The sequence below is a fragment of the Streptomyces sp. NPDC054796 genome (assembly GCF_053611545.1).
This window is the reverse complement of sequence record NZ_JBSHAO010000025.1, coordinates 61567-80569: the sequence shown is the minus strand read 5'-3', so window position 1 is coordinate 80569 and position 19003 is coordinate 61567. Positions and strand designations below refer to the sequence as shown.

Below are 19003 nucleotides of genomic sequence, written 5' to 3'. Positions count from 1 at the left end.
ACTATGAGTGGGCGCATGCCCACTCGTCAATGGGCGGGCCGGAACACGTGAAGAAGCAAAGAGACGGGAGACAGGGTGCCGACAGGAACGGCCATCCGCGATGTGCGCGAGCAGCTCTTCGACGCCGCCGAGCGCGTACTGCTCCGCGACGGGCCGAGCGCGCTCACCAGCCGCGCCGTCACCGCGGAGGCGGGCTGCGCCAAGGGCGTGCTGCACCGTCACTTCACCGACTTCGACGCCTTCCTCGCCGACCTCGTGCTGGACCGCGTCGCCCGGATCGGCCACCAGGCCGACGCGCTGCGCGACGCGGCCGGGACCGGCACCGTGACCGGCAATCTCGCGGGCGCGCTGACGGAGCTGTTCGAGTCGGTCGCGGTGGCGATCGTCGCCCTGATCACCTCACGGGACGAACTGCGCACCCGGCTGCGCCGGACCACACCGACCGGCGTCCCGGTCCTGACGGAGGCCACGGCCATGATCGCCGCCTACCTCACGGCGGAACGCGAACTGGGCCGTCTCGCGGCGGACGCCGACATCGACGCGCTCGCCCCCACGCTGATCGGCGCGGGACACCTCCTCTTCGCCGACCGGGAAAGCGCCGCGCCGGACGCGGCGGCGGTCGGCAAGGTCGTGACGACGGTTGTCGGTGATGCGGTGCGGGAGCAGCGGGCGTAACGTCCGGCCCGCCTCCCGCTGGTTTAATGCCCGGACACGTGCGGACGGTTCGGACACGGGGGTACGTGATGGCGGGCGGAGCGGAGCAGCCGTCCTCGGACGGTTCGACGTGGCCGACGGCGCAGGATGGCGGCGCGGTGCGCAACGAGATCGCTGGCACGGCGGTCTACGGCCCTACGGTCATGGGGCGGGACATCCGGGACATCGTGGTCAACGTCGGTTCGTGGCCGTCCTCGGAGGGCGGGCCACTGCCGTTCCCTGACCGTCAACTCGCCCTGTCCGCAGGGCCGTTGTGCATGGTGCCCGCGAGGACGCACCGGATCGTGCCGCGCGCGGAGCTGGCCGACGAGATCGTCGCACGCCTCCTCGCCGAGGACGGGGACGGGCTCGTCGCCCTCACCGCCGTCTCCGGCATGGGCGGCATCGGCAAGACCACCATGGCCGCCGAGTGCTGCCGCGATCCGCGCACGCTGCGGCGGTTTCCCGACGGCGTGCTGTGGGTGACGCTCGGCGAGCAGGTCGAAGGCGCCGAGCTGGCAGGGAAGATCAACAACCTGGCCTCCCAGCTCTCCGGAGGCCACCCGCCGTTCACCGACCCGGAGCAGGCCGGGCACCACCTGGGCCGGCTTCTCGCGGACCGTCGCCTTCTGCTCGTCGTGGACGACATCTGGCGGGCCTCGCAGCTCGCACCGTTCCTGCTGGGTGGCCCCGGCTGCCGCCGTCTGGTCACCACCCGGGTGCGGGCTGCGCTGCCGGACGCCACCGACCCCGTGCTGGTCAACGCCATGACACCCGGGCAGGCGTGGGAGCTGCTGACCGACGGCCTGCCCGCCGCCCGTGCGAGCGACCTGGCGGCGCTGTTCGCGGGGACGGGCTCGTGGCCGGTGCTGCTCCGGCTCGTCAATGGAGCGCTGCGCCGGTATGTGCGCGGCGGGCTCGCGCTGCCCACGGCCGCAGCGCGGATCGCGAGGCAACTGGCGGATCGCGGGCCCGTCGCGATGGACGTCACCGACGCGGACCAGCGCGGCGCCGCCGTCGCCGCGACCGTCGAGGCAAGCCTGTCGCTGCTGGACCCCGCGAGGCTCCAGCGCTACCTCGAACTCGCCGTTTTTCCTGAGGACGTGGCCGTTCCCGAGTCGACTCTGGCCGCGTACTGGGCGCACACCGGGGGCCTCGGCCCGGCGGAGACGGAGCGCCTCTGCCAGGACCTCGCTGACCTCTCCCTCGTCGACCTCACGGTGACCGAGGCCGAGGTGGCGGGTGACGGCCCTCCGACCCTCGCTCTGCGTCTGCACGACATCATGCGCGCCTACCTGCGCCATCGCGCGGCCTCCCAACTGCGCGACCTGCACCGGGCGCTGCTCGACGCGCACCGGGTCGCCCTGCCGCGTGAGCAGAGCGACGACGTACCGGTCGAGCCATCGTCCGAGGTGTTCCCCTGGTGGCGGCTCCCGCCGCAAGAGCCGTACCTGTGGCGCCAGTTGAGCCACCACCTGCAACAGGCGGAGCTGACGGCCGAGTTGAACGATGTGGTCTGCGATCCGCGCTGGGTCCTGGCCGTTCTGGACCAGCATGGTCCGGCGCCCCTGGAGTCCGACCTGAGCCGTGCCACGGGCCCGCTCGCCGAGGCGCTGGGCCGGGCCGTCACCCAGAACGCGCATCTGCTCGCGCGCGCCGACGCGGCGGGCGGCCTGGGCAGCACGCTGCTCGCCCGGCTGAGCGGCCACCCCTCGCTGGACGCTTGGCGGACCGCGGCCCAACGCCTCCTGCCGACACCGCTGCTGATCCCCGCGTGGCCGCTCCCCGACTCCCACCACCCGGCGTTCCTCCGGGCGTTCCACCACGACACCGACAGCTTCCATGCGGTGGCGATCAGCCCGGACGGCACCTGGGTCGCCTGCGCCGTAGGCGAACGGACCGAGCTGTGGACACTGTCCGGCACCCGGATCGGCGAGCTTCCGGGCACCGGCGAGCTGGCGACCGACGTGGCGATCACGCCGGACGGCACGATCGTCACCGCGTCGCTGGACGGCACCGTGCGGCTCTGGAATGCCGACGGCACGCCGCGTGTCGCCCCCGTCGGCAAGCTGCGGTCCCCTTCCAGAGTGGCCATCAGCCCGGACGGCAGTTGGTTCGCCGTGGCCCACCATGACCCGGAACCCACGATCCATCTGTGGGACGCCGACGGCACCCCGCGCGCCGTCATCACCGGTACCGGCACGGTGTACGACCTGACGGTGAGCCCCGACGGCAGTTGGCTCGCCGCCTGCGTCAGTCCGGGCGGCGTGTTCGGAACCGTTGGCCACACTGTCCGCTTCTGGGACGCCGACGGCACCCCGCGCCGCACTATCCACGGCGTCGGCAGCTCGGTCTACACTCTCGCGCTCTCGCCCTGCGGCACCTGGCTCGCCACCGGGAGCCGGAACATCCGGGGTACCCGGACATCCATCCGGCTGTGGGACATCGACGGCACTCCTCGCGGCGAGATCGACGACACGAGTGAGGTCTTTTGCCTCACGGTGAGCCCGGACGGCAGTTGGCTCGCGGCAGGTACCGGTCACGGGGCCGTGCACCTGTGGAACACGGACGGCACCGCGCGGGGCGTCCTCAGCGGCCACTCCGAGGAGATCGCCGGTCTGGCCATCGGCCCGGACGGCAGTTGGCTTGTCTCGACCAGCCACGATAAGACGCTGCGCCTGTGGAGCGTCGAGCGCGCGGGACGCCCTCCGGAGGGCTTCGCCCGCAGGGTACGAGAGGTGGCGGCCGGGCCGGACGGCAGTTGGCTGGCCGTGGTGGACGGCGGCCGTACCGTCCGGCTGCTGAGCGCGGACGGCGCCGAACTGCGCGACTTCGCGCGCGAAGGCCATGCTGATTTGCTCGAAACCGTGGCCATCGCCCCGTGCGGCACCTGGCTGGCCGTAGCGGGGAGCGGGGGGTTCGTCGAACGGTGGAACAGCGACGGCTCCCTGCGCGCCGTGATCAAGGAGGAGGAAGCGAACTGGATCAACGCCCTCGCCATTGCGCCGTGCGGGACGTGGTTCGCCGCCGCGGGCGAGGATGGCACGGTCCGGTTGTGGGAGGCCGACGGCACCCCGCGCGGCGAACTCCCTGTTTGCCGCGGCGATTCCTACGCGGACAACAATGTTTGGGACGTGGCGATCGCGCCGTGCGGCACATGGCTCGCCACCGAGAGCGGGGACGGCACGGTCCGGTTGTGGGAGGCCGACGGCACCCCGCGCGCCACGCTTGGCGAGAGGACCGGCCTGGTCTACCCCAACACCGTGGCCATCGCCCCCTGCGGCACCTGGCTGGCTGGTCCCGCAGAAAAGGGTGCTGTGCGGCTGTGGCACGCGGACGGCACTCCGCGCGCAACGCTCACCGGTCACGTGGGTGAGGTCACGGGCGTCGCCGTCAGTCCGGACGGCCGGTGGCTTGCCACCAGCAGCCGGGACAAGACCCTCCGCCTGTGGGACACGGCGACGCTGCGCTGCGTCACCTACCTCCGGGTGGACTCGGCGCTGGGCCGCCTGACGTGGTTCCCCTCGGGAGACCGCCTCGCGGTCTGCGGCGAACTGGGCCTCTACGTCTTCGACGTACGCACATGAACCCGGCGGCCACGCCGGGGTGCCGGGCTCAGCCGCCTTCGCGAGCTGATGAGGCGGACGACGCGTCTGACGCGTCAGGCTCCGCGAGGCGCAGCAACAGCCCGTGCAGCAGCTCGCGTTCGGCAGCGTCGAGCGGTGCGAGCAGGCCGTCGCTCACGCGCAGGCTCGCGGCGTCCATGTCGCGCAGGAAGTCGCTCCCCGCCTCCGTCAGGACGACGACCCGGCTGCGCCGGTCGGCGGGCGCCGGGCGGCGCTCGACCAGTTGCAGGCGTTCCAGGTCGTCGACGAGGCCGACGATGGCCGACGGGTCGTAGCCCAGCCGCGTGCTCAGCTCCCGCTGGAGCGCGCCCTCGACGGTGGCGAGATAGCGCAGCACCGCGTAGTGGCGCAGCCGCAGCCCCGACTCCTGGAGCGTCGCGTTGAACAGTTGGCCCGAGCGCAGGCCGAGCCGGTAGAGCAGATAGCCGGTGTCGGAGTGCAGCGAGCGCATCCACGGCTCGTCGGCGTCGAGGCTGCGGCTCGCGGGGGTCCTGCCCGGGTCCTTCGCCGAGCGCGTGTACGTGATGGCCTGCTCCCTGCTCACCGTCGTCCGTCCCCTGTCACTCGTCCGCCGCTGTGCTTCGCGGCCCGCCGTACGTCAAGGATGGTCCACGAAGGTGTCGGCGACAACTATTGACGTCGACAATTATTGGTCCTAGCTTCCTCTCCGCACCCCGCACGTGGCGGACCACCGGCTCCGGCTCCTGACGAGGAGAGTGTGATGCGCAACGAGGGACTGGGATCCTGGCCCGCACGCCGCGCCCGCAAGACCCCCCATCGCGCGGCCCTTCTCCACGACGGACGCACCGTCACCTTCGCCGCGCTCCACGACCGCACCACGCGGCTCGCCCACACGCTGCGGGAGCTGGGGGTGCGGCGCGGGGACCGGGTGGCCTTCCTCGGGCCCAACCACCCCGCCTACTTCGAGACGTTCTTCGCGACGGGCCTGCTCGGCGCCGTCTTCCTGCCGCTCAACACCCGGCTGAGCGCCCCCGAGACCGCGTACCAGCTCACCGACTCCGGCGCCCGCCTCCTCGTCCACACCCCCGAACACGCGCCGCTCGTCCAGGAACTGGCCGGGCAGCGCGGCGGTTCCGTCCCCGTAGGCGACGTCCCCCGGACGCTGCCCGTCGACGTCGCCTACGAGGACGCGATCGCGGCGGCACAGGGCGAGCCACTGGACGAGACCGTCGACCCGGACGACCTGTGCCTGCTCATGTACACCTCGGGCACCACGGGCCGCCCCAAGGGCGCGATGCTCACCCATGGGAACCTCACCTGGAACGCGGTCAACGTCCTCGTCGACCACGATCTCGTCGCCGACGAGGTCGCCCTCGTCTCCGCGCCGCTCTTCCACACCGCCGCGCTCAACATGCTCGCCCTCCCCGTCCTGCTCAAGGGCGGCTGCTGTCTGCTCACCGGTTCCTTCGAGCCCGACGCGGCCTTCGACCTCGTCGCACGCCACCGCGTCAGCTTCATGTTCGGGGTCCCCGCGATGTACCAGCGGCTCGCGGCGCACCCGCGCTGGCCGGACGCCGACCTCTCCTCACTGCGGCTGCTCACCTGCGGGGGCGCGCCCGTGCCCCGCTCCCTGATCGAGACGTACCAGGCGCGCGGGCTCACCTTCACCCAGGGCTACGGCATGACCGAGGCGGCACCCGGTGTCCTCTTCCTCGACGCAGCGCACAGCGTCAGCAAGGCCGGGAGCGCGGGGGTGCCGCACTTCTTCAGCGACGTGCGAGTGGTGGAACCGGGCCCCGGACTGCGCCCCGTGGGACCGGGCGAGACCGGCGAGGTGGTCGTGCGCGGCCCCCATGTGATGCCCGGCTACTGGGGGCTGCCGGAGGAGAGCGCCGAGGCGTTCACCGACGGCTGGTTCCGCAGCGGGGACGCGGCGCGCAGGGACGAGGACGGCTACGTCACCATCGTCGACCGCTACAAGGACATGATCATCTCCGGTGGCGAGAACGTCTACCCGGCCGAAGTGGAGGCGGCCCTCCTCGACGATCCCGCCGTCGCCGAGTGCGCCGTGATCGGCGTACCCGACGAGAAGTGGGGCGAGGCCCCGCTGGCCGTGGTCGTGCCCCACGAAGGCGATGCGCCCGACCCGGACCGGATACGCGGCACGCTCGCCGGGCGTCTCGCCGCGTACAAGGTGCCCAGGTCGGTCGTCGTCGCCGACGCCCTGCCCCGTACGGCCTCGGGCAAGCTGCTCAAGTCCGCGCTCCGCGAGCGCTACGGCACCCCCTGATCCCTGAACCCCGGAACCCGTGACCCGCCTCCCCGTTCCTCCGCGCGGCGCCGAAGGAGACGACCGTGGCACCGAACCCACCACCCACCGCAGCCGCCGACTCCGTGCCCGTGCCCGGACCCGACAGCACACAGTTGCGCCGGGCCGTCACGTCCAGCTTCCTCGGCAGCGTCATCGAGTTCTACGACTTCCTGCTCTACGGCACCGCCTCGGCCGTCGTCTTCAGTCAGATCTTCTTCTCCGGCCTGGACCCGCTGGCCGGAACGGTCGCCAGCTTCGGCACGTTCGCCGTGGGCTATGTCGCGCGGCCCCTCGGCGGCGTGCTCTGCGGGCACTTCGGTGACCGGTTCGGGCGCAAACGCGTGCTCGTCGCGACGATGACGCTGATGGGCGCCGCCAGCTTCCTGATCGGGCTGCTGCCCACGTCCGAGCAGATCGGGAGCTGGGCCGCCGTCATCCTGGTGCTGCTGCGGCTCCTCCAGGGCATCGCGGTGGGCGGGGAGTGGGGCGGCGCCGTGCTGGTCTCGGCCGAGCACAGCACCTCGCGGCGCGGCCTGTGGGCGGGCTTCACCAACGCGGGCGCGCCCTGCGGCATGGTGCTCTCCACGGCCGCCTTCAGCGCCGCCGCCTCGTTCACCACCGAGGAGCAGTTCCTCGCCTGGGGCTGGCGCATCCCCTTCCTGCTGAGCGTCGTGCTGCTCGCCGTCGGCCTCTTCGTACGGACGCGGGTGGAGGAGACGCCCGTCTTCCGGGCGGTGCGCGAGGCGGAGGCGGAGCGCGAGAAGGGACGGGAGACGGGGCGCGACGCGAAGCGTGAGACGGCGCCGCCGCGCACTCCGCCCCTGCTGGAGGTGCTGCGCCACCACCCGCGCGACCTGCTGCTCGCGATCGGCACCGGACTCGGCGCCTTCGTCGCACAGGGCGCGCTCACCACGTACTTCATCGCCTACGGGGTCCAGGCGGGCCACCCGCGTCAGACCGTGCTGAACGCGCTCACCCTTTCCTCGGCGCTGGCCGTCCTCGGCATCCTCGGCTGGGCCGCGCTGTCCGACCGTACGGGCAGACGCCCGGTCGTGCTGAGCGGCGCCGTGCTGATGGGCGGCTTCGCCTTCGCGCTCTTCCCGCTGATGGACTCCGGCAGCGCCCTGCTGCTCACCCTCGCCGCCGTCCTCGGGCAGGCCGTGATCCACCCGATGATGTACGGGCCCCTCGCGGCCCTGTACGCCGAGCTGTTCGGCACGCGCAGCCGCTACACGGGCGCCTCGCTCGGCTACCAGCTCGCCGGTCTCGGCGCGGGCTTCGGGCCGCTGCTCTTCGCCGAGGTGAACCGCTCCTCGTCCGGCGGGGGCGGGCTGTTCATCTCTCTCGTCATCGCCGGGTTCTGTCTGCTGACCGTGCTGAGCATCCTCCTGCTGGGGGAGACCAGCGGCCGGGTGCTGGACGACAGCGGTCCGGCGGGGCTCCCGGCCGTGGACGAGGACGAAGGGCGCCGCGCGGCTCCGGCACCCTGACCGGAATGGCCCGGGGCCCGGGGCCCGCCCCGGGCTCACTCGGAGGGCGACGTCAGACGCAGATCCGCGCCCGCCGCGCGGATCCCCTCGGCAGCCGCCTCGGTGAGGGCGGTGTCGGTGACGACGGTGTCGAACGCGCCGAGCGCCGCCACCCTGTACATGCCGAAGGTCCCGTACTTCGAGGACCCCGCGACCAGCACCGACGTGGACGCCGCCGCCATCGCCGCCTGCTTGACCTCGACCTTGCGCTCGGAGGGTGTGGTCACCCCGCGCAGCAGGTCCCATGAGCTGGTGCTGATGAAGGCGATGTCGAAGGCCAGTTGGCGGACCGTGGCCGCCGCTAGCCGCCCCACGCTGGAGTGGTTGTCCGGCTCGACCTGCCCGCCGACGTGGATGACGTCGAGATGGCGCGCCCCGAAGAGCTGCTCGACGGCGCCGAAGTCGTTGGTGACCACGGTGAGTTCGTCGTGCTCGGCCAGCAGCGGCACCATCGAGAGCATCGTCGTGCCCGCGTCGAGGTAGACGGTCATGCCGCTGTGCACCAGGCGCGCCGCCTCCTCGGCCATGGCGCGCTTCTCGGAGCGCTCGACCTGGGACTTCGCCTGGAAGCTGGGTTCGGAGTGCACCTGACTGGCGATACGCACCCCGCCGGGCACGGAGAAGACCAGGCCCTGGCGCTCCAGTTCGGCGATGTCGCGCCGTACCGTCATGTGCGAGACGCCGAAGATCTGGGTGATCTGCTGGACGCTGAGCACCCCTTCGCGGCGCAGATGCTTCACCAGCAGCTCGCGGCGCTGGTCGGGGATGAGCGGGAGCCCCTCCGAGGAAGCCGTGCTGCCCGAGGAAGCCATGCTGCGTTCTCCGTCCCGGTCTCGCGGCTTCGGGCCGCGTCCTGCGTGTTGCGGTTCTGCGTGTTCTGGTTCCGCTTGTTCCGGTTCTGCGTGTTGCGTTCTCATCCTGCCCGAACCGCCGTACGCGCTGCGGTCCGGGCTCCTCCGCCACGGCTTGGCTGCGGCCCTCAGCCGACCACCGTGCTCAGCAGCAGGATGCCGCCGAGGCTCAGGACCGACTGGAGCGAGAGCATCAGGGTCCAGGTGCGGAAGGTCTGCGCGATGCTGAGCTGGAAGTACTCCTTGAACAGCCAGAACCCCGAGTCGTTGACGTGCGAGAGCATGACCGCGCCGGAGGCGGTGGCCAGCACCAGCAGCTCGGGCGACAGCCCGGGATAGGCGCCGATGAGGGGCGCCACGATGCCCGTCGCGGCGGCGGTCGCCACCGTGGCCGAACCCAGGCAGATCCGCAGCAGCGCCGCGACGGCCCAGGCCAGCACGAGCGGGGGCACGGACCAGTCCACCGCGTAGTGGGAGATCACGTCGTCCACGCCGGTCGCCGACAGCATCTCCTTGAGCGCGCCGCCCGCGCCCAGGATCAGGATGATGGAGCCGACGGGCCCCAGGCCCTTGCCCGCCATCTTCTGGAGCTGGCTCAGCCCGAACCCGGAGCGCACACCGAGTGCGAAGAAGGCGAAGACGACGGCGGCGATGAGGGACAGCACCGGTGTGTCGCACGCCTCGAAGAGGGTGTAAGCCCAGGTGCCCTTGTCCACGACGGCCGTGCCCAGGGTGCCCGTGAGCATCAGCGCGGCGGGCAGCAGCACGGTGATCAGGGCCAGAGCGAGGGAGACGGGCCGCTTGCCGTCCTGCGGCGCGGGCCCCGGATCGGGCACCGGGCCCTTGTCCAGGTCGGGCGCCGGGCCGAACCACCGGGACGCGAACCGCGTGAGCAGCGGGCCGCTGACGGCGGCGAGGGGGATCGCGATGATCAGGCCGTAGAAGAGGGTGAGCCCGGTGCTGGCGTCGTACGCCTGCACGGCCAGCGTGGGGGAGGGGTGCGGGGGCAGCAGCCCGTGCGACACGTAGAGGCCGGCCGCCATGGGCAGCCCGACGAACAGCAGATGGGAGCCGGTGCGCTTGGCCACCGCGTAGACCAGAGGCACCAGCATGACGAAGCTGACGTCGAACAGGTGCGGCATGCCGATGAGCAGCGCCGCCGCGGCGATGGCGGTGGGGATCCACTTGACGGGGCGGGCGCCGATGAACGCGGTGGCGATCCTGTCGGCGCCGCCCGAGCCGAGCAGGATGCCGCCCAGGATGGTGCCGAGTCCGATGACGGGACCCGTGCCGCTGAGCGCGTCGCCGAAGCCGGTCTCGAAGTGCTCCACCGTCTTGGCGGGGCCTATGCCGTTGGCGAAACCGAGCCCCAGCGCGGCGAACGCGAGCGCCAGGAACGGGTGCAGCTTCGCCTTGGTGATCAGCAGGACGAGGAAGACGATCGCCGCACCGGCGAGCAGCAGATGACGGACGTCGTCGCTCATGACCGCGCTCCGGTGGTGCTCGTGCTCGCGGGCGTGGACGGGCGGGCCGCGCGGCCCTCGGCCCACGCTGCGGCCAGCGCGGTGTCGTACCCCTCCAGGTCGTCCAGCGTGAGCAGCCCGCCCTCGGGTACGGCGCGGCGCAGCCTGGTACCGGCCGCGAGATAGAGCGGGGCCACGTCGTCCGGGGCTTCCTCGTCGCGCAGCAGCACGGCCCGTACCCCGGACACGTCGTGGTGGTGACCGCCCATGGGCAGCGGGCTCCCCGCCGAGAGCTCCCGCTCGGCGCGGCCCGCGAGCACGGCGTGGCCGCGCGGGTCCGTGCCGCCGGAGGGGCGGCCGTGCAGGACGGCGGAGAGCAGAGTCATGGGCGTTTCCACGCCCATGAGGTGGTACGGGAGGTAGACGGCCGCGTACTTCCCGTTCCGGCTCACCACGTGCCCCTTCGCGGCCAGGGTGCGCCAGGTCTCCGGGTCGTGGGTGCGGACGACGACGAAGACGCCGCCCGCGAACGACGCCTCGCCGACGGGCCGGAGCGCGGTGAACACGTCGACGGCTCCGGCGCGGTGCAGGACGCCGCCGTCCTCGCGGAGCGCGTAGACGTCGGCCAGCTCGGCGACGCGGGCCACGGGGTAGTGCAGCCGCTCGGTGTCGGGGCGGAAGCCGGTGCTGGTGGCGACGACGGCCATCTCGCAGTAGTCGGCCGTCGCGCCCGTGGGCAGCGCGGCGACGGCCTCGGCGCGGGCGCGCAGCGTCGCGCGCACATCGTCGCCGAGCTGGAGCAGCCCGGCCAGCTCCGGGGCCTGGATGGTGGTGTCGAGCTGGGTGACGGTGCCCTCGGCGGGGTCGAGGACGAGGTCGTACTCCGTCGACTTGCCGATCGCGACGATGTCGAGCCCCAGGGTCTCGGCCCAGGTCACCAGGCCGATGAGGTTGGCTGGCTGGTCCCCGTCGGCGGTCGTGTAGACGAGCCCGCGCTCGTCGGCGAGCTGGGCGAGGTGGAGCCCCGCGACGGAGTCGACCTCCTTGCTGACCATGGCGACGTGGCGCCCGGAGCGCAGCGCGTCGCGTGCCATCGCGAAGCCGTGCGCGGGGCTGCCGGTGGCCTCGACGAGGATGTCCCAGCCCGTGGCGCCGAGCAGCGCCGCGTCGGCGACGAGGGCGGTCCTGCCCTCGCGCCCGGCCTCGGCGACGGAGTTCGCGTCGGCGCAGACGGCCAGCTCGTCCTCGCCGTAGCCCAGCTCGGCGCAGACGGCGCGCAGCCGCTCCACGTCGACGTCGCACAGGACGGCGGGCGTCAGACGCGGGATGCGCCGGGTCTGCGCGAGCAGCGTCCGGGCGAAGCCGCCCCCGGCGCCGGACAGCGCGTAACGGACCGGACGGTCGCCGGTGTCGGCGAACAGGTGATGCACGTTCATGGAGCTCCTCGGCGAAGTGCGCGGCGCGGTGACGGGGCCTCGGGGACCTGGCGGGACCTGGGGGACCTTGGGGGCCGGGGGCCGACCCTCACCGGTTAACAAAAACTATGCAGCATTTAACGTGAGCGTCAAGACTGGTAACATTTTTTCACATGCATGCACCACGGACCGCCGCCCTCGCGGCGCCGCAGAACACGCGAACGCGAACTCGGGAGAGCCGATGCCGTTTCTAGGGGCCATCGCCGATGACTTCACCGGCGCGACGGATCTCGCCACGATGCTGGTGGCGCGCGGATTCCGTACGGAGGTGACCGTCGGCCCGCCCTGCGCGGAGGCCGCCGGGAACGGGACCGGAGACGGGGTCGGGGACGGGGACGGCGATCTGAGCGAGGTGGACGCGGTCGTCGTCGCGCTCAAGTCCCGCACGGCGCCCGTCGAGGAGGCCGTGGCCGACTCCGTCGCCGCGCTCCGCGCCCTGCGCGCCGCCGGCTGCGCGCGCTTCTACTTCAAGTTCTGCTCCACCTTCGACTCCACGCCCCACGGCAACATCGGCCCCGTCACCGACGCGCTGCTCGACGAGCTGGGGGAGCGGCGCACCGTGGTCGTCCCGTCCTTCCCGGCCACGGGACGGACCGTCTACCGCTCGCGGCTCTTCGTCCACGACGACCTCCTGGACGAGAGCCCGATGCGCGACCACCCGCTCACCCCCATGCGCGACAGCCACCTCGGCCGCCTGCTCGCGCCGCAGACGCGCCGCCCCGTGCACGCCGTCGGGCACGACACGGTGCGCGCGGGCGAGTCCTCCGTGCGCGAGGCGCTGGCCGCGCCCGGACTCCAGGACGGGCTGATCGTCCTCGACGCCACCACGGACGCCGATCTGCGCACCCTCGCCGCCGCCACCTCGGACCTGCCGTTCGTCACCGGAGCCGCAGGGCTGGCCCTGGGCCTCAGCGGCCCGCAGCCCGACGCGGCCACCGCGCGCGCCCGCTCCGCCGGCGGTACCCACGGCGTGATCCTCTCCGGCAGCGCCTCCGCCGCCACCCGAGCGCAGGTCCGCCACGCGCGGGAGCGTCTGCCGCACCGCAAGCTGGACCTCGCCGCGCTGCGCGCGGACTTCGAGGCCGCCGTCGCCGCGCTCACCGCCTTCGTGCGCGAGAGCTGGCGCGAGGACCCCGGCAGCCCGCCGCTGATCTACGCCGTCGGCGAGGAGTCCGACGTCGAGCGCGGCACCGGAGGCGGCGGCGCGGAAGCCCCGGTCCTGGTGGAGCGCGCACTCGCCCGCTGCGCGGCCGACCTGGTCGGCGCGGGGGCCCGGCGCCTGCTGGTGGCCGGAGGGGAGACCTCGGGCGCGGTGGTGACGGCGCTCGGCGCCCGTACGCTGCGCCTCGGCGCGCCCATCGCGCCCGGCGTCTCCTGGGCGGTGGCCCGGACGCACGTCGGGGGTGGGCGCCAGGCGGTGGACCTCGCGCTGAAGTCGGGGAACTTCGGCGGTACGGACATGTTCACCACGGCCTGGGACGTGCTGTCGTGAGCGGGCCGCGCGACGAACTCGCCGCGGCCGGCGCCCGGCTCGCGGGGCTCGGCCTCAGCCCCGGCTCCTCCGGCAACCTCAGCGTCCGGGAGGGGGACCGGATACTCATCACGCCGACCGGCGCCGACCTCGCGGCGCTCGACACCGGCGCGCTCAGCGAACTCTCCCTGGACGGCACCCTGCTGGCGGGGCCGCGGCCCTCCAAGGAGTTCCCCCTGCACACGGCCTTCTACCGCAGGGACCCGGAGCTGACCGCCGTCGTCCATCTGCACTCGCGGCACGCGGCGGCCGTGAGCTGCCTGCCCGCCTGGTCGGAGCGGAGCGCGATCCCGCCGCTCACTCCGTACTTCGTGATGCGCGTCGGCCAGACCCCCCTCATCCCCTACGCGGCCCCTGGCGACCCCGCGCAGGCGGAGCTGCTGGAGGGCCTCCGGTTCGGCTTCCGTGCCGCGCTGCTACAGAACCACGGCCCCGTCGTGGCGGGCACCTCGATGGGTGCCGCTGCCGACGGGGCCGTGGAACTGGAAGAAGTCTGCGCGCTGCGCCTCCTGCTCGGCGGCGGTGAACAGCGCCTGCTGGCGGACGGGGAGATCACCGAGCTGACGGGACGCTACGGCTCACCCTGGGACGTCGAAGCCGCCTGAGCCGCCTGAGCCGCCTGAGCCGCCGGAGCCGACTGGGCCCTGGCGGCGTCGGAGACGTCGGAACGGCGCCACCGCGCGAAGCGGGGGCGCCGGGGACGCTCGGCGGGCGGTCAGTCCTTCACGTCGCGACGGGGAAACGCGCCTGGTCCGTACCGGCAGGGCCCGTGCCCATGCCCGGCAGATCCGTACCGGCGAGGTGCGTGACGGGCGCCAGTGCCTCGGCGCGGGCCGCGGCCTCCTCGCGCTCCTGCTTCTCCCGCTTGAAGGAGTCGATGGTGCGGGTGAAGTCACGGGTGGAGAGCAGCAGCTTGTAGATGATGGCCAGCTCGAAGACGAGCAGCAGCACGCCGGAGACGATCGTGACCGGCAGCACGATGTTGAAGAGCGGGCCGATGATGAACACGGCCATCTGGAACTCGATGCCGCTGATCAGGTGCGTGCGGATGCGGTGCCGGAGCATGAAGGAGCGGAACCGCAGGTAGGACGGGAAGCGGTGCCGGAACTCCTGGTGCAGGTCGATGACCTGGGCGCGCGGGGTCTGCTCCTGGGAGCCGGACGCGTCGTTCTCGTCGGCCCCCGGCGTCTCCCCGGTCCTCTCCGCGTGCGAAGCCTCCTCCGCCTGCTCCGCCTTGGCGAGGTCCTGCTCGATGTCGGCCTCGGGGTTGTTGCGCAGCAGGTCTTCCATGAAGGCGAGATCGGCCGAGTTCTCGGCACGCCGGGCCTCGCGCACATGGGCCTTGATCTGCTTGCGCATGGTGTGGCGCGTCTTGAAGATCTCCAGAGAGTTGATGTACCGCAGGCCGTCCAGGAAGATGACGACGGCGGCGAGCCAGATGTAGAGGGTGTCGCCGGTCCGCTGGTACTGGCCCGCCATCAGCGCGACGGCGCAGGCCATGACGCGGATGCGGTCGAAGACGTAGTCCAGCCAGGCGCCGAAGACGGAGCCGGTCCCCGTGAGACGGGCGATCTTCCCGTCCATGCAGTCGAGAACGAAGCTCAGGTGGTAAAGGACGGCACCGGCGACGAGCCAGCGCCAGTCACCCGTCGCGAAGCAGGCGGCGGAGACGAGTCCCAGAAGGAGCGCGGCCCAGGTGATCTGGTTGGGAGTGATCCTGGTACGCGCGGCGGTGAACCGGACCAGCGGTGTGGCCACCGGGTCGACGAGCAGGACGGTCCACCACGCGTCGCGCTTCTTCTGAGTGATGCGCCGCACCTCGGCAAGGGGCGGTATTTCTCTGAGCATGCTCAAACTTCCCGGTTTTTAGGAGGGCTTCACCTTCAGTTAAGGAGATGGTTGTCTGAGGCACAAGGTTCACGGGATGCAACCTTTTTCTTGAGATAAAGGTCATTGCCGGATCTAAATATCCCTTGAAAGCCCTTTTGTTCCTTTTCTTCTGGCCTCAGCCCGGGTGGACGTGGCCCGCGGCCAGCAGGCCTGAGAGCGCCGCGTCGGCGAAGGTGGCGACGACGTCGGCCGTATGGGCGCGGGGCCACACGACCGACGTGGACCACGTCAGGCTCCGCTCGTCCACGGGGCGCCACACCAGCCCCGGCGGCAGCCCGGCCGACGGCTCCTCGTTGAGGTGCACACCGCGCCCCGCGAGGACGAGGCCATGGATGAAGTGCGGGTTGCGGGCGTGCCGGATCGCGCCGGGGAGGAAGCCGTTGTCGCGGCAGACCGTCAGCATGTGGTCGTAGAGCTTCGGCGCCATCAGCCGCGGAAAGATCACCAGCGGTGAGCCGTTGAGACGGCGCAGCCGCACCGTCTCCGCGCCCGCCGCCGGATGCTCCTCGGGGAGGACCACGCCCAGCGAACGGTGCACCACAGGACCCGATTCCAGGCCCACCGTGTCGGCCGGGTGCCGGATCATGCCGACGTCCAGCTCGCCCTCCCTGAGCCTGGCCAACTGCTCGTCCGTGGTCATCTCGTTGAGGTCGATCAGGACGCTGGGCTCCATCGAGGCGAAGGTGCCCACCAGCGTCCGCAGGGTGACGGGTGCGGTGTCCGGGGGCACGCCCGCGCGCAGTACCCCGGCGGCGCCGGGCCGGATGCGGCGCATCGCCTCCCTCGCCGCGTCCGCGCTCTCCAGCACCGGCCTGGCGTGCTCCAGCAGCAGCGCCCCGGCCTCGGTCAGCCGCACCCGGTGCCGGGTGCGGTCGAAGAGCCGCACTCCCAGTTCGCGTTCCAGATCGCGGATCCGCTGCGAAAGCGGAGGCTGCGCCATGTGCAGTCGCTCGGCCGCGCGGCCGAAGTGCAGCTCCTCGGTGAGCACCACGAAGTACCGCAGATGTCTCAGCTCCATCCGCGCACCATACCGATGCGATATCACTGCCGGTCCGGATTGGTGTTGGTCAGCCCCGGCCGACGGCTGCTTGTATTCCAGGCGACTCGCGAGTGGCCAGCGGAAACACACGGCGGAAAGGCCAGCACTGTGAACTCCCCCTCCTCCGACAGCGTGCACACCCCCGACATGACCCCGGCGACCCCGGCGACGGCCCATGCGGCCTCAGCGACGGCGGAAACGGAACCCGGAGCCGGGACGGTCCTGCTCACCCGCGAAGGACCCGTCGCCGTCGTCACCCTGAACCGGCCCGACAAGCTCAACGCCTGGACCGCCGCGATGCGCGCACGCCTCATCGCCGTACTGGGCGAGGTCGCGAAGGACCCGGAGGTGACCGCCGTCGTCCTGACCGGCGCGGGCCGCGCCTTCTGCGCGGGCCAGGACCTCGGCGAGACCAGCGGCATCGCACCGGACGACCACGCGGCGGCCGAGGCATGGATCGACAGCTTCGACGTCCTGTACCGCGCCGTGCGCGACATCGACAAGCCCACCGTGGCGGCCGTCAACGGCGTCGTCGCGGGCTCCGGATTCCAGTTCGCGCTCCTCGCCGACCTGCGCATCGGCCACCCGGACGTGCGGATGGGTCAGCCCGAACTCCTCTCCGGCATTCCCAGCATCACCGGGATCTGGGCGATGTGGGAGATCCTCGGCCGCGCCAAGACGACCGAGTTCGCGCTGACCGGTGACCTCGTCGACGGGGAGGAGGCGCGGCGGCTCGGCCTGCTGACCCGCCTGGTCGACGCCGACGAGGTGCTGCCAGCGGCCGTCGAACAGGCCAGGAAGCTGGGCGAACTGCCCTCGGGCGCGGTCGCGCTGACCAAGGGCCGCATACGCGAGCTGGACGAGGCGGCGCTCGTCGAGGCGGTCGAGTCCGCGAAGCGGGTGCACGCCGCCGCGTACGCCACCGGCGAGCCGCAGCGCGAGATGGCCCGCTTCCTCGCCGGCCGCCGCCGCTGAACCGCCGACGGGAGACGCACACCATGAACACGACGGACACCACCGGCACGACGGACACCACAGAGCCCGCCCGCGCCCAGCGCGTGCCGAGCCCCGCGCCCGGCACGCCCCCGCACCCCGGCTGGGACGTGCCCGAGCGCTACAACATGGCCGCCGACGTGGCCGACAGACACCCGCGCGAGAAGCTCGCGCTCCTCCACGAGGACCACACGGGCGCCCGCCGCGAGGTGCGCTGGGGCGAGATCCAGGACCGTTCGCGGCAGGTCGCCGCGCATCTGCGTGACCTGGGCGTACGGCCGGGGGACCGCGTCGCAGTGCTGCTGCCGCAGCGCCCCGACACCCCGGCCGCCTACCTGGGCGTGCTGCGCACCGGCGCGGTACTGGTCACCATGTCGCTGCTGTGGGCCGACGGGCCCGTCCGCTACCGGCTGGAGGACTCCGGCGCCACGGTCCTGCTCACCGAGGCCGGGGGAGCGGCACGCGCCCCGGAGTTCACGGGCACCGTCGTGGACGTGGACGACCCGGCCATCGACGCGCTGCCGCCAGAGTTCACCACCGTGGACACCCGCGCCGACGACCCGGCGCTGATCTTCTACACCTCCGGCACGACGGGCGCGGCCAAGGGCATCGTGCACGCGCACCGCACCCTGCTCGGCCACAACGAGTTCCAGCACTGCCACGACCTGCGCCCCGGCGACGTCTTCTACGGCGCGGGCGACTGGGCGTGGTCCATGGCGAAGCTGATGGGGCCGCTGCGCGCGGGCGCCGTCCACCTCGTGTACCGGCCTGCCGGGGGCTTCGACCCGGCCGGGCTGCTCGCCTCGATGTCCCGCAACAAGGTGACGACGGCGCTGGTCAACCCCACCTTCCTGCGCAAGACCCGGGCCGAGGTGCCGGACGCGGGCACCCGCTTCCCGCAGTCGCTGCGGGTCGTGTGCTCCTCCAACGAACCGCTGACCGAGGACCTCATCGGCTGGTTCCGCGAGCAGTTCGGGATCACCCCGCTCGACTACTACGGCTCGACCGAGTCCTACCCCCTCGTCGGCAACTTCCCCGGCGTCCCCGTCAAGGACGGCTCCATGGGGCGCCCGCTCCCCGGCTGGGACGTCGCGCTGCTGGACGAGCGCGAGCGGCCCGTGCCCCAGGGCGAGGCGGGCGAGATCTGCCTGCGCGCCAGGTCCAACCCGCAGTTCCCGCTGGGCTACTGGAACCGTCCCGAGGCATCGGAGGAGACCTTCGGCGGCGAGTGGTTCCACACCAAGGACCAGGCGGTCGTCGACGAGGACGGCTACTACTGGTTCCTCGGCCGCGCCGACGACGTCATCAAGACCTCCGGGTACCGCGTCGGCCCCTACGAGGTCGAGGAGGCGCTGCGGGCACACCCCGCGGTGGCCGACGCCGGGGTCGTGGGCGTCCCCGACCCGGTGCGGGGCCAGGCCGTCAAGGCGTTCGTGCAGCTCGCCGAGGGACACGAGCCCGGCGAGGAGCTGGCGGACGCCATCCGCGCCTTCGCCAAGGAGGGTCACTCGCGCTTCGCCTATCCACGGCACATCGAGTTCGTCGCCGACCTGCCCCGCTCGTCCACCGGGAAGATCCGCCGTGCCGAGCTGAGGGCACGTGAGGCGGGCACCCGGCTGAGCGCCGACTGATCGAGGTTCC

The 19003-nt window shown here is 72.3% G+C and carries 14 protein-coding genes; 8 read left to right on the top strand and 6 right to left on the bottom strand.

What is annotated here, in order from left to right; translation table 11 throughout:
- Positions 1-75: 75 nt before the first annotated feature.
- Positions 76-675, top strand: coding sequence for a TetR family transcriptional regulator (locus tag ACWGJ2_RS21430; protein WP_453347745.1), 600 nt, complete (start codon positions 76-78; stop codon positions 673-675).
- 68 nt (positions 676-743) lie between these two features.
- Positions 744-4280, top strand: a complete 3537-nt coding sequence (locus ACWGJ2_RS21425) for an NB-ARC domain-containing protein (protein WP_453347744.1) — start codon at positions 744-746, stop codon at positions 4278-4280.
- Positions 4281-4308: 28 nt separating this feature from the next.
- Here the strand turns inward: ACWGJ2_RS21425 and ACWGJ2_RS21420 are convergent, their stop codons facing one another.
- A complete protein-coding gene (locus ACWGJ2_RS21420) occupies positions 4309-4770 on the bottom strand; it encodes a MarR family winged helix-turn-helix transcriptional regulator (protein ID WP_453347790.1) in 462 nt (153 codons plus the stop codon).
- A gap of 270 nt (positions 4771-5040) precedes the next feature.
- Here ACWGJ2_RS21420 and ACWGJ2_RS21415 point away from each other — a divergent pair, with 270 nt between their 5' ends.
- Together ACWGJ2_RS21415 and ACWGJ2_RS21410 are read left to right on the top strand one after the other, a co-directional pair.
- On the top strand, positions 5041-6570 hold the full coding sequence (locus ACWGJ2_RS21415) for an acyl-CoA synthetase (RefSeq protein WP_453347743.1): 1530 nt from the start codon (positions 5041-5043) through the stop codon (positions 6568-6570).
- Positions 6571-6635: 65 nt separating this feature from the next.
- A complete protein-coding gene (locus tag ACWGJ2_RS21410; RefSeq protein ID WP_453347742.1) occupies positions 6636-8081 on the top strand; it encodes an MFS transporter in 1446 nt (481 codons plus the stop codon).
- Between the two features lie 35 nt (positions 8082-8116).
- Here ACWGJ2_RS21410 and ACWGJ2_RS21405 read toward each other — a convergent pair whose 3' ends face one another.
- From ACWGJ2_RS21405 to ACWGJ2_RS21395, 3 genes are all read right to left on the bottom strand, one after another.
- A complete protein-coding gene (locus tag ACWGJ2_RS21405; RefSeq protein ID WP_453347741.1) occupies positions 8117-8932 on the bottom strand; it encodes a DeoR/GlpR family DNA-binding transcription regulator in 816 nt (271 codons plus the stop codon).
- Between the two features lie 167 nt (positions 8933-9099).
- Positions 9100-10455, bottom strand: a complete 1356-nt coding sequence (locus ACWGJ2_RS21400) for a GntT/GntP/DsdX family permease (protein ID WP_453347740.1) — start codon at positions 10453-10455, stop codon at positions 9100-9102.
- Positions 10452-11870: a homoserine dehydrogenase gene (locus ACWGJ2_RS21395; protein ID WP_453347739.1), complete on the bottom strand. Its 1419-nt coding sequence runs from the start codon at positions 11868-11870 to the stop codon at positions 10452-10454. Before ACWGJ2_RS21395 ends, ACWGJ2_RS21400 begins: the two co-directional genes overlap by 4 nt.
- Before the next feature lie 220 nt (positions 11871-12090).
- On the opposite strand from ACWGJ2_RS21395, the gene otnK reads away from it, so the two are divergent.
- Both otnK and ACWGJ2_RS21385 read left to right on the top strand, forming a co-directional pair.
- Positions 12091-13401: a 3-oxo-tetronate kinase gene (otnK, locus tag ACWGJ2_RS21390; protein WP_453347738.1), complete on the top strand. Its 1311-nt coding sequence runs from the start codon at positions 12091-12093 to the stop codon at positions 13399-13401.
- Entirely contained in the window at positions 13398-14045 is a 648-nt protein-coding gene (locus ACWGJ2_RS21385; RefSeq protein WP_453347737.1) for a class II aldolase/adducin family protein, read from the top strand. The genes otnK and ACWGJ2_RS21385 overlap by 4 nt, the downstream gene beginning before the upstream one ends.
- Positions 14046-14163: 118 nt before the next feature.
- On the opposite strand, the gene ACWGJ2_RS21380 is transcribed toward ACWGJ2_RS21385, so the two are convergent.
- Both ACWGJ2_RS21380 and ACWGJ2_RS21375 read right to left on the bottom strand, forming a co-directional pair.
- Entirely contained in the window at positions 14164-15288 is a 1125-nt protein-coding gene (locus tag ACWGJ2_RS21380) for a CDP-alcohol phosphatidyltransferase family protein (RefSeq protein WP_453347736.1), read from the bottom strand.
- A gap of 157 nt (positions 15289-15445) precedes the next feature.
- Positions 15446-16348 (bottom strand): LysR substrate-binding domain-containing protein, encoded by a 903-nt coding sequence (locus tag ACWGJ2_RS21375; RefSeq protein ID WP_453347735.1) that lies wholly within the window; start codon positions 16346-16348, stop codon positions 15446-15448.
- A 168-nt stretch (positions 16349-16516) separates the two neighbouring features.
- Here ACWGJ2_RS21375 and ACWGJ2_RS21370 point away from each other — a divergent pair, with 168 nt between their 5' ends.
- Positions 16517-17344, top strand: coding sequence for an enoyl-CoA hydratase/isomerase family protein (locus ACWGJ2_RS21370; RefSeq protein WP_453347734.1), 828 nt, complete (start codon positions 16517-16519; stop codon positions 17342-17344).
- 23 nt (positions 17345-17367) lie between these two features.
- Positions 17368-18993 carry an acyl-CoA synthetase gene (locus ACWGJ2_RS21365; protein ID WP_453347733.1) on the top strand — a complete coding sequence of 542 codons (1626 nt, stop codon included), beginning with the start codon at positions 17368-17370 and terminating at the stop codon, positions 18991-18993.
- Positions 18994-19003 lie beyond the last annotated feature (10 nt).